The 10,118-nt window shown below is 59.4% G+C and carries 10 protein-coding genes; 3 read left to right on the top strand and 7 right to left on the bottom strand.

Annotation, left to right across the window (positions count from 1 at the left end; genetic code table 11):
• The 7 genes from LHU53_RS04585 to LHU53_RS04555 all read right to left on the bottom strand — a co-directional run.
• On the bottom strand, positions 1-202 hold a 202-nt coding region (locus tag LHU53_RS04585), incomplete at its 3' end, for a GTP-binding protein (protein ID WP_255631905.1).
• A 219-nt stretch (positions 203-421) separates the two neighbouring features.
• The gene (gene fusA / locus LHU53_RS04580; RefSeq protein WP_227330902.1) at positions 422-2,524 is read right to left on the bottom strand and encodes an elongation factor G; all 2,103 of its coding nucleotides are present in this window, start codon (positions 2,522-2,524) and stop codon (positions 422-424) included.
• Positions 2,525-2,686: 162 nt separating this feature from the next.
• Positions 2,687-3,160, bottom strand: coding sequence for a 30S ribosomal protein S7 (gene rpsG, locus LHU53_RS04575; RefSeq protein WP_075585502.1), 474 nt, complete (start codon positions 3,158-3,160; stop codon positions 2,687-2,689).
• Positions 3,161-3,313: 153 nt separating this feature from the next.
• Positions 3,314-3,691, bottom strand: coding sequence for a 30S ribosomal protein S12 (gene rpsL, locus LHU53_RS04570; protein WP_182728014.1), 378 nt, complete (start codon positions 3,689-3,691; stop codon positions 3,314-3,316).
• A 125-nt stretch (positions 3,692-3,816) separates the two neighbouring features.
• Positions 3,817-4,962, bottom strand: a complete 1,146-nt coding sequence (locus LHU53_RS04565) for a D-alanyl-D-alanine carboxypeptidase family protein (protein ID WP_227330901.1) — start codon at positions 4,960-4,962, stop codon at positions 3,817-3,819.
• A gap of 112 nt (positions 4,963-5,074) precedes the next feature.
• A complete protein-coding gene (locus tag LHU53_RS04560; RefSeq protein ID WP_227330900.1) occupies positions 5,075-5,452 on the bottom strand; it encodes a ferredoxin in 378 nt (125 codons plus the stop codon).
• A 9-nt stretch (positions 5,453-5,461) separates the two neighbouring features.
• A complete protein-coding gene (locus LHU53_RS04555; protein ID WP_227330910.1) occupies positions 5,462-6,556 on the bottom strand; it encodes a VanZ family protein in 1,095 nt (364 codons plus the stop codon).
• Positions 6,557-6,816: 260 nt separating this feature from the next.
• On the opposite strand from LHU53_RS04555, the gene hemB reads away from it, so the two are divergent.
• The 3 genes from hemB to LHU53_RS04540 are packed head-to-tail and all read left to right on the top strand — an operon-like array spanning position 6,817 to position 9,946.
• Positions 6,817-7,830, top strand: coding sequence for a porphobilinogen synthase (gene hemB / locus LHU53_RS04550; RefSeq protein ID WP_227330899.1), 1,014 nt, complete (start codon positions 6,817-6,819; stop codon positions 7,828-7,830).
• A 60-nt stretch (positions 7,831-7,890) separates the two neighbouring features.
• Entirely contained in the window at positions 7,891-9,030 is a 1,140-nt protein-coding gene (locus tag LHU53_RS04545) for a magnesium transporter CorA family protein (RefSeq protein WP_227330898.1), read from the top strand.
• 19 nt (positions 9,031-9,049) lie between these two features.
• Positions 9,050-9,946, top strand: coding sequence for an alpha/beta fold hydrolase (locus LHU53_RS04540; RefSeq protein WP_227330897.1), 897 nt, complete (start codon positions 9,050-9,052; stop codon positions 9,944-9,946).
• Positions 9,947-10,118 lie beyond the last annotated feature (172 nt).

Below are 10,118 nucleotides of genomic sequence, written 5' to 3'. Positions count from 1 at the left end.
CGTGGGCGGTGTTGATGGTGATGCCACGGGCTTTTTCTTCGGGGGCTGCGTCGATTTGGTCGTAGGCTTTGGCCTGGCCACCAAACTTGGCTGCCAGCACGGTGGTGATGGCTGCGGTCAGGGTGGTTTTGCCGTGGTCAACGTGACCGATGGTGCCCACGTTGACGTGGGGCTTGGTACGTGTGAATTTTTCTTTTGCCATTTTTCAGTTCCTTAAAAGAGCTATGCCCGTGGATTGGTTTAATGTTTGCATGTCGTCACGGGGTCCCTTGCCACGGGCAGCTCGGGGTGCGACATCGCAGACAGTTCTTGATCGGTTGGGGACAGCGCACATTGCAACGCTAGTGGGCTGGCCCGCAAAATTCTATCCAGAGGGGTCAGAGCAAATTGGCTTCGCAAATCTTGGTCTGACCCCTGGTAATTACTTAGCCCTTGCTGCCATGATGGCTTCAGAGACGTTACGCGGGGCTTCCGTGTAGTGCTTGAATTCCATCGTGTAGGTGGCACGACCTTGCGACATGGAGCGCAGGGTGGTGGAGTAACCAAACATTTCAGACAGCGGCACTTCAGCCTTGATGGCCTTGCCACCACCGACCATGTCTTCCATGCCTTGAACCATGCCGCGGCGTGACGACAAATCGCCCATCACGTTACCGGCGTAATCTTCAGGGGTTTCCACTTCCACCGACATCATCGGCTCAAGAATGACCGGACCCGCTTTGCGGCAACCTTCTTTGAAACCAAAGATGGCGGCCATCTTGAAGGCCAGTTCGTTCGAGTCCACATCGTGGTAGGAGCCAAAGTGCAGCGTCACCTTGACGTCAACCACGGGGTAGCCGGCCAGCACGCCTTGTGTGACGGCTTCATGGATGCCTTTTTCCACGGCCGGGATGTATTCACGTGGCACCACACCGCCCTTGATCGCATCCACAAACTCGATGCCTTTGCCAGCTTCGTTAGGTTCAATCTTGAGCACCACGTGGCCGTATTGACCCTTACCGCCCGACTGACGCACGAACTTGCCTTCAGCATCTTCGATGGTCTTGCGAATGGTTTCGCGGTAGGCCACCTGAGGTTTGCCCACGTTGGCTTCAACACCAAACTCGCGCTTCATACGATCCACAATGATTTCGAGGTGCAGCTCACCCATACCGCCGATCAGGGTCTGGCCTGACTCTTCGTCGGTCTTGACGCGGAAAGACGGGTCTTCCTGGGCCAAACGCTGCAGCGCAATACCCATTTTTTCCTGGTCAGCCTTGGTTTTGGGTTCCACAGCCTGTGTGATCACAGGCTCGGGGAACACCATACGCTCCAGCATGATGATGGCATTGGGATCACACAACGTTTCACCGGTGGTCACGTCTTTCAGACCGATACAGGCTGCGATGTCGCCAGCGACAATTTCGCTCACTTCTTCGCGCTTGTTGGCGTGCATTTGCACGATCCGGCCAATACGCTCTTTTTTGCCACGAACCGGGTTGTAAACCGTGTCCCCTTTGGTCAGCACACCAGAATACACGCGCACAAACGTGAGCTGGCCGACAAACGGATCGGTCATCAGCTTGAACGCCAAGGCGGAGAATTTTTCTTTATCGTCTGCCTTGCGGGTGGTTTCTTTTTCTTCCTCATCAAAACCTGGCACAGGCGGCACATCCAGCGGCGACGGCATCAGCTCAATCACCGCATCCAGCATGCGCTGCACACCCTTGTTTTTGAACGCGGTACCGCACAACATCGGCTGGATTTCACAGGCGATGGCGCGGGTGCGCAGACCGAAAGTGATTTCTGCTTCAGTCAAATCACCTTCTTCAAGGTATTTGTTCATCAACTCTTCGTTGGCTTCGGCCGCAGCTTCAACCATCTTTTCGCGCCACTCTTGCGCCAAGCCGAGCAGATTTGCCGGAATTTCTTCAAACGTGAACTTCATGCCCTGCGAGGCTTCGTCCCAAATGATGGCCTTCATCTTGCGAAGATCAATCACGCCAGTGAAGTTCTCTTCAGCGCCAATCGGAATCACGATCGGCACCGGGTTGGCCTTCAGACGCAGTTTCATCTGGTCAACCACCTTGAAGAAGTTGGCACCCGTGCGGTCCATCTTGTTCACAAAGGCCAGACGTGGCACCTTGTATTTGTTGGCTTGACGCCACACGGTTTCAGACTGAGGCTGAACACCACCCACAGCGCAGTACACCATGCAAGCACCATCCAGCACGCGCATGGAACGCTCAACTTCAATCGTGAAGTCAACGTGTCCGGGGGTGTCAATGATGTTGATGCGGTGTTCAGGGAAGTTGGCTTCCATACCTTTCCAGAAACAGGTGGTCGCGGCCGAGGTGATGGTGATACCACGCTCCTGCTCTTGCTCCATCCAGTCCATGGTGGCCGCACCATCGTGCACTTCACCAATCTTGTGGTTCACGCCGGTGTAAAAAAGAATACGCTCGGTGGTGGTGGTTTTACCAGCGTCAATGTGAGCCGAAATGCCGATGTTGCGATAGCGCTCAATGGGGGTATGGCGAGCCATGATGGATCCTTGGTTGATCTATATTTTCAAACTACTACGCCGCTGAAGGCTTTTGACCTCAGCGGCGCAGTGAGCGGCATTCAAACTAAGCAACCCGCCCAATCGCGCAAACGCACAACAGGAGACTGCAACAAAAGCTGAAAACCGCGCAGTAGCCGCTGTTTAGAAGCGGAAGTGAGAGAAAGCCTTGTTGGCTTCAGCCATGCGGTGAACTTCGTCACGCTTTTTCATAGCACCACCACGGCCTTCGGTGGCTTCCAGCAACTCGTTAGCCAGACGCAGGGCCATGGATTTTTCACCACGCTTGCGAGCAGCTTCCTTAATCCAGCGCATGGACAAAGCCAAGCGACGAACCGGACGCACTTCAACCGGCACCTGGTAGTTGGCACCACCGACGCGGCGAGACTTCACTTCAACCAGCGGCTTGACATTGTTGATGGCCACGGTAAAGGCTTCGAGAGCGTCTTTATCGGGGTGCTTCTTGGCGATTTGCTCCAACGCGCCATAAATGATGCGCTCAGCAACCGCTTTTTTGCCGCCTTCCATGATCACGTTCATGAATTTGGACAGCTCGACATTGCCGAATTTAGGATCCGGCAGAATTTCACGTTTAGGGACTTCGCGACGACGTGGCATTTTTTCACCTCTATTGCTTCAGTTGGCGCCTATGACAGCACCGCGAGAGTTAACAAATAAGACTCTCACTTACTCGACCCGAATTTTGGGTCACTACGTTTGCCAGCTGCGCCACGCAGCAACAAACACCTACTAAACAAACAACCCAAAAGCTTATTTAGCCTTAGGACGTTTTGCACCGTATTTGGAACGCGACTGCTTGCGGTCTTTCACGCCTTGCAAGTCAAGCGAGCCACGCACGATGTGGTAACGCACACCGGGCAAGTCCTTGACACGACCGCCACGAACCAGCACCACGCTGTGTTCCTGCAGGTTGTGGCCTTCACCGCCGATGTAAGAAATCACCTCAAACCCATTGGTCAAGCGCACTTTGGCAACTTTACGCAAAGCCGAGTTGGGCTTCTTGGGAGTGGTGGTGTAAACGCGGGTGCAAACACCGCGGCGTTGTGGAGAATTTTCCATCGCCGGGCTCTTCGACTTGATCACTTCGACCGAGCGCCCTTGACGGATCAACTGATTGATGGTTGGCATTGCGCCTCCTAAAAACTAAACGTCCCTAAACGCTTAAAACTTGGAAAAAACAAAAACGTGAATCCCTTCGGAAATTCCGAAAAGCCCGCAACTATAGCAGGTCACCCGGTACGCTGCAACCGGATTTACTTGATCCACAGCCGCAAGGCATCCCAGGCACGCCCGATGATCCCGGCCTCTTCGACGTCCTGCAGCACCAGCAGGGGCACCTCGGCCACCAACTTGCCTTCGCTGCTGACCTTGAGCGTGCCGATGGGCTGCCACTTGGTCAAGGGCGCCACCAACGGCTCGGGGCGCGCCACTTCGGTGGTGAGTTTGCTGCGTGTCCCTGCAGGCACGACCACCACGATGGGCCGGGGTTGGCCCAGCGCCACCGTGTTGGATGCGCCTTTCCAGACGGCAGGCGTCACGACCGGCTGATTGGCATCAAACAGTTTGACCGCCTCAAAAGCGGTGTAACCCCAGTTCAGGAGTTTCTGCGACTCGTTGGCGCGGGCGTTTTCGCTGGCCGCACCCAACATCACCGACAGCAGGCGGCGGCTACCCAGCCCGGCCACGTCACGATGCGCCGTGGCAATCAGGCAGTAGCCCGCCGCATCGGTGTGCCCGGTTTTCAGGCCGTCCACCGTCGGATCGCGAAACAGCAGCGCATTGCGGTTGTTGCCATTGGCCGCGGGCGTGCCCGGGTAGCGATAGTTCTTGATGGCGTAATAGTGAACATAGTCCGGGAAGTCGCGCATCAACCGCGTGGCCAGCACGCTCAGATCGCGCGCGGTGGTGGTGTGACCCGCTTCGGTGAGGCCCTCGGGGTTTTTGTAGCCGGTGGAGTTCATGCCCAGCACCTTGGCCTGCGCGTTCATCATCTCGACAAAACGCTCGACCGTGCCACCCACACCTTCAGCCAGTGCCATGGTGGCATCGTTGCCGCTTTGCACGATCATGCCTTTGATCAGGTCTTCCACCGGCACCTGCATTTTGGGATCGATGAACATGCGCGAGCCGGGCATCCGCCAGGCGCGCTCGCTCACCGGCAGCGTCTGTTGAAGGTCAATTTTCTTGTTGCGCAGCGCATCAAACACCAGATAGGCGGTCATCAGCTTGGTCAGTGACGCAGGCTCGACCGGGGTATCAATGTCTTTTTGCGCCAGGATCTGATTGGCTGTGACATCCATCAGCAGGTAAGAGCGCGCGGCAATCTCGGGGGCTTGCGGGGTTTGGGCTGCTGCGCTCAAGACAACGCAGGCAGCCAGCATGGCAAAAAACTGTTTCATAAAAAAATGGGTGATGTCAGCCAACAGGCTGTTTGAAAAATGAATGGCTGTTGTCAGGGTAGCGACCCGTCCTCTGACGACGAGGGCTGACGCACGAAACGCCGGGGATAAGTTAACGACCCAGGTGCGGCGGCGTCAGCAGGCGCTGCACCACCTGGCCGTTTTTGAGGTGCGATTCGACGATCTCATCGATGTCGCTGTTGTCCAGGTAGCTGTACCAGACACCTTCGGGGTACACCACGGCCACCGGCCCGGCAGCGCAGCGGTCCAGGCAACCCGCTTTGTTCACCCGCACCTGCCCCGGCCCGGCCAGCCCGGCGGCCTTGACTTGCGCCTTGCAGTGGTCGAACGCGGCCAGTGCGCCATGCTGGGCGCAACAGGATTCGCCGTTGGGTCGCTCGTTGATGCAGAAAAAAATGTGCCGTTGAAAGTAACCGGCCGCGGGCGCGGGCGGACTGGAGCCTGAGACTGGAAGTGTTGAATGGGTCATCCAATGATTTTAGTTGCGCGACTCTTTTCCCCACACCCTGCTCAGCACATAGAACAGTGCGGCAAAGGGCCACAACCAGCCCAGCCACTGCGCCAATCCGTGAAACCGGATGAACCGCCCTTGCTCCCATAAAAACAGCGTCTGCTCAAAATACGGATCGATCGGGGTCTGGTTGATCAGGCTCAAGTACACACCCAAGGCCAGCACCGCCAGGGTCGCCGCGGCACGTGGTGGCAACCACAGCAGCAACGCCAGTACCACCAGCGCGACCACCGCCGCCCCACGCACCGGAGCTCGCAGCCAGATCCAGGCATGCTCAGGCCCAAAACTGAGCGCGGCACTCAAACTGGTCACACCCACACCCAACACAGCCATCCACAACAAAAACCACAGCCGCTTGCCGCCATGGAGAATGACGCAGTAGCCCAGCAAGCCCGGAATCAGCAAGCCCAGCACCACACACAACCACTCTGCCACCGGTAGCGGCGGCTGCAATTCGATGTCACGCACCGGCAGCCACTCAAGAAACGGGCTGTCAGCCAGCAAAACTGCCAGCCCGCCTTCGAGCCGCTCCATCACCTGCCCCAGCCCCCAAGGCACCGTGGTCGGAAACAACAGCGCCAGCGGCCACAACGCCAGCAGCACCAACGCCCCGCGCGCATCGTGCACAAACCAACTGGCGCGAAAACGGCTCCAGCGCTGCAAAACCCCAAGCTTTTCCAAACCCCAGGCCGACAGCGCACCCAGCGCAGCACCCAGAATGTTCAGTACCCAATCCAGGTTGGACGGCACGCGCGATGGCAGGTAAATCTGCAGGGTTTCCATGGCCAGCGACAGCAGCGCGGCGACCGGCACCGCCACCCAAACCGCCCAGCGCATGTGGCCGGTGCGCAGTGCCCCCAAGGTCAGGAAAAACCCGACCGGCATGTAGCCCAGCACGTTGGACACCACATCAAAACCGGTCCAATATTTGGGCCAGGGTGCCGTCAGGAACAACATGGGCGCCATGCCCTGGTCGCGCCACCCCACAAACGGGTACAGACTGGCATAGACGATCAGGCCTGCGTAAACCAGCGCCAGCGGCCATGCCGAGGTTTTGTGCATCGGCATCGGGCGATCACATGAAAAAAATCGGGGTCATTCGGTCAGTTTAGGGCGAAAAAACGACAGACAAAAAAAAACCCCAGCACGAGGGCTGGGGTGGTAAGCCTATTTGCTGTCACACATCAAGGCCCCGCTCAGGGAGGAAAAGCGGGGGACAGTAAACTGTCCGGGGCGTAATTTAACAAAATTATTTACCTGATTCAAGTCAATTTCAAAATATTCTCAATACGACGAGAAAATATTGCAAAGGAAAACCACCCATGACCCCCTACGCACCCTACCCCCAAGGCCGCCCACGCCGTCTGCGCCGCGACAGCTTCACCCGCAACCTGGTCCGCGAAAACCTCGTCACCGCCAGCGATTTGATCTACCCCGTGTTTGTGGTCGACGGCACCCAGCAGCGCCAGGCGGTGCTGTCGATGCCCGGTGTGGAGCGCCTGAGCCTGGACCTGCTGCTGCCGGTGGCTGAAGACTGCGTCAAGCTGGGCATCCCGGTGATGGCCCTTTTCCCGGTGATTGACCAGTCGCTCAAAACCCACGACGGCCGCGAAGCCCTGAACCCTGACGGCCTGGTGCCACGCGTGGTGCAAGCGCTCAAAAAGGAATTCCCCGAACTCGGCATCATGTGCGACGTGGCGCTAGACCCGTTCACCAGCCACGGCCAGGACGGCCTGCCCGACCCGACCCCGGGCGAAGACGGCTACATCATGAACGATGCCACGGTCGAGATTCTGGTCAAACAGGCCCTCACCCAAGCCGGTGCCGGCGCTGACATCGTCGCCCCCAGCGACATGATGGACGGGCGCATTGGCGCCATCCGCCAGGCGCTGGAAGCCAACCACTTCGTCCACACCCGCATCATGGCCTACAGCGCCAAATACGCCAGCGCGTTTTACGGTCCGTTCCGTGATGCGGTCGGCTCGTCAGGCAATCTGGGCAAAAGCAACAAAAAGGTCTACCAGATGGACCCCGGCAACAGCGACGAGGCGCTGCGCGAGGTGGCCATGGACATTGCCGAAGGCGCTGACATGGTGATGGTCAAGCCGGGCATGCCCTACCTGGACATCGTGCGCCGCGTCAAAGACGAGTTCCGCGTGCCCACCTTTGCCTACCAAGTGAGCGGCGAATACGCCATGCTGAAAGCCGCCGCGCAAAACGGCTGGCTGGACCACGACGCGGTGATGCTGGAAAGCCTGCTGGCGTTCAAACGCGCCGGGGCCGACGGCGTGCTCACCTACTTTGCCCGTGATGCGGCACGTTTGATCAACCGATAAAGGCGATGCTTGCCCTGATGCATCAGGGCAAGCGGCCGATTGCGGAGCAGCACCAACACCATGCGGGCGTTCACCATCCATGGCAGCCAGGTCAACGACAGTGACACCGCGTCGCTGGACGACCTGCGCCTGCCCACACACGGTTTTTTGTGGCTGGCCTGCACCCGCACCGAGCTCGAGCAGCTGCAAGCGCCCCTGCAGACCACCCTGCAACGCCTGTGTGAGACACCGCTGGTGGACCTGCATGTGTCGGACTTGCTCAACCAGCATCTGCCTTCGCGCTACGACTACACCCTGCAGTACGACCTGCTGGTGTTTCGCCGCCTGACCGATGCGGTGGAGGTCAACGAGGCCCCGCCCGAAAAAGCGCCGCCACCCACCACCAAACGCCGCGGGCCACCCATCTTGCAGCGCATTGCCACCAGCGCCATCGGGTTTGTGGTGTTTGACCGGGTTCTGCTGAGTGTCCACCCGGAAAACTGCGGGCTGCGCGACAGTTACGCCCAACGGCTGCTGACCGCTGGCGGCAACCAGGCAAGCGCCGCGCTGCCCGATGGCCGCTCCACCGGGGCGCGCGGTGTGCCCAGCAGCCCGGCTGACCTGATGCTGCGCATCGTCAACCACATGGTGGACGGTTTTCTGGCCCTGCGCCGTGAACTCACCCACCAGCTGGACCACTGGCAAAGTGAACTGCTCAACCCCAAAACCCGGTTTTCCAACTGGAGCACCCTGCTCGATGCCCGCCGCTCGCTGCACCTGCTCGACGAGGTGTGCGAGGACCAGCGCACAGCCATTCAGGACTGGATCGAGGCGCTGAAACACTGGCCGCAGACCGACACCCACCTGAGCCACCATGAGCGCGACTTGCTTCAGGTGCGCAGCCGCGACGTGCTGGAACACATCGAGCGCGTGGTGCACCATGTGCGCCAGCTCGAGCAAAACGCCGAGACCGCGGTGCAGATCCACTTCAACGCCCAAAGCCACCGCACCAACGAGATCATGCGCACGCTCACCGTGCTGACCGCGGTGTTTTTGCCGCTGAACCTGATTGCCGGGATTTTTGGCATGAATTTCGAATTTATTCCGCTGCTGCACCGCTCCAACGGCTTCTGGCTGGCCATGGGCGCGATGGCGCTCACCGCACTGGCGCTGGTGGTGTTTTTCTGGCGAAAGCGCTATCTGGAGCGCTCTGCGCGCTAGGGTTTTGAAAGTCATCCTCATGCTGATCCTGCTGCTAAGCTTGTGGCTTCTGTGGACGCCAGACCGTGACCTGGCGCAACTGCAGCGCAGCTACCAGGCCGCCCCCACCGACCGCGTGACGGTGCTGGGCACCAGCCTGCATGTGCGCGACACCGGCCCGCGTGACGCCCCGGCAGTGCTGCTGATCCACGGCTTTGCCAGCAGCCTGCACACCTGGGAGCCATGGGCGCAAAACTTGTCGCAGCACATGCGCGTGATCCGCCTGGACCTGCCCGGCCACGGCCTGAGTAGCCCCGACGCGACCGGGGACTACACCGACAGCCGCTCGGTGGCGCTGTTGCTGGCGCTGCTGGACCAGTTGGCTGTGCCGCGTGCCAGCGTGGTCGGGCACTCGATGGGTGGGCGCATCGCCTGGACCCTGGCGGCCACCCACCCCGAGCGGGTCGACAAACTGGTGCTGGTGGCGCCCGACGGGTTTGCCAGCCCGGGTTTTGCCTACGGCGTCAAACCGGACGTGCCCGCCACCCTGCAACTGATGCGTTTCACGCTGCCCAAATGGCTGCTGCGCATGAATCTGGCGCCCGCCTACGTGGACGCCGCCGCTTTGACCGACGAGCGCGCCACCCGCTACCACGATCTGATGCTGGCCCCTGGCGCACGCCAGGCCATGATCGCGCGCCTGCAGCAAAGTGTGCTGGTCGACCCGGTGCCGCTGCTCCAGCGCATCAGCGCCCCCACGCTGCTCATCTGGGGTCAGCAGGACGCGTTGATTCCCTTCAGCAACGCCGCGGACTACACCCACGCCCTGGCACGCAGCCAACTGGTGGCGCTGGACGGTGTGGGCCACCTGCCGCAAGAAGAAGCCCCTGAGCGTGCGCTGGCGCCGTTGCGTGATTTTTTACGCTCAGACAACTAGGAGGCTGTCAAACTTGGAAATCACCGGCTGCAAATCGACCGCAGCGGCCCATTTTTTTTCAGCTTTTTGCCCAATAGCTCGGCTATTGGGCTGCAAATCCGACAAAAACTGTGCTCGCTGGGGCCGATTTTCGCTTTCGGCGCTCCAAGTCCGACAGCCTCCTAGCGACCCG

The organism is Rhodoferax sp. U2-2l (genome assembly GCF_020594515.1).
In the GTDB taxonomy this organism is placed as follows: Bacteria; Pseudomonadota; Gammaproteobacteria; order Burkholderiales; family Burkholderiaceae_C; genus Rhodoferax.
This window is presented reverse-complemented; position numbering and strand designations above follow the sequence as displayed.

What these genes read in the sequence shown, in the direction of transcription:
- fusA (WP_227330902.1), bottom strand. Translation starts at nt 2,524, where the DNA reads ATGGCTCGCCATACCCCCATTGAGCGCTATCGCAACATCGGCATTTCG.
- rpsG (WP_075585502.1), bottom strand. Translation starts at nt 3,160, where the DNA reads ATGCCACGTCGTCGCGAAGTCCCTAAACGTGAAATTCTGCCGGATCCT.
- rpsL (WP_182728014.1), bottom strand. Translation starts at nt 3,691, where the DNA reads ATGCCAACCATCAATCAGTTGATCCGTCAAGGGCGCTCGGTCGAAGTG.
- LHU53_RS04565 (WP_227330901.1), bottom strand. Translation starts at nt 4,962, where the DNA reads ATGAAACAGTTTTTTGCCATGCTGGCTGCCTGCGTTGTCTTGAGCGCA.
- LHU53_RS04560 (WP_227330900.1), bottom strand. Translation starts at nt 5,452, where the DNA reads ATGACCCATTCAACACTTCCAGTCTCAGGCTCCAGTCCGCCCGCGCCC.
- LHU53_RS04555 (WP_227330910.1), bottom strand. Translation starts at nt 6,556, where the DNA reads ATGCACAAAACCTCGGCATGGCCGCTGGCGCTGGTTTACGCAGGCCTG.
- hemB (WP_227330899.1), top strand. Translation starts at nt 6,817, where the DNA reads ATGACCCCCTACGCACCCTACCCCCAAGGCCGCCCACGCCGTCTGCGC.
- LHU53_RS04545 (WP_227330898.1), top strand. Translation starts at nt 7,891, where the DNA reads ATGCGGGCGTTCACCATCCATGGCAGCCAGGTCAACGACAGTGACACC.
- LHU53_RS04540 (WP_227330897.1), top strand. Translation starts at nt 9,050, where the DNA reads ATGCTGATCCTGCTGCTAAGCTTGTGGCTTCTGTGGACGCCAGACCGT.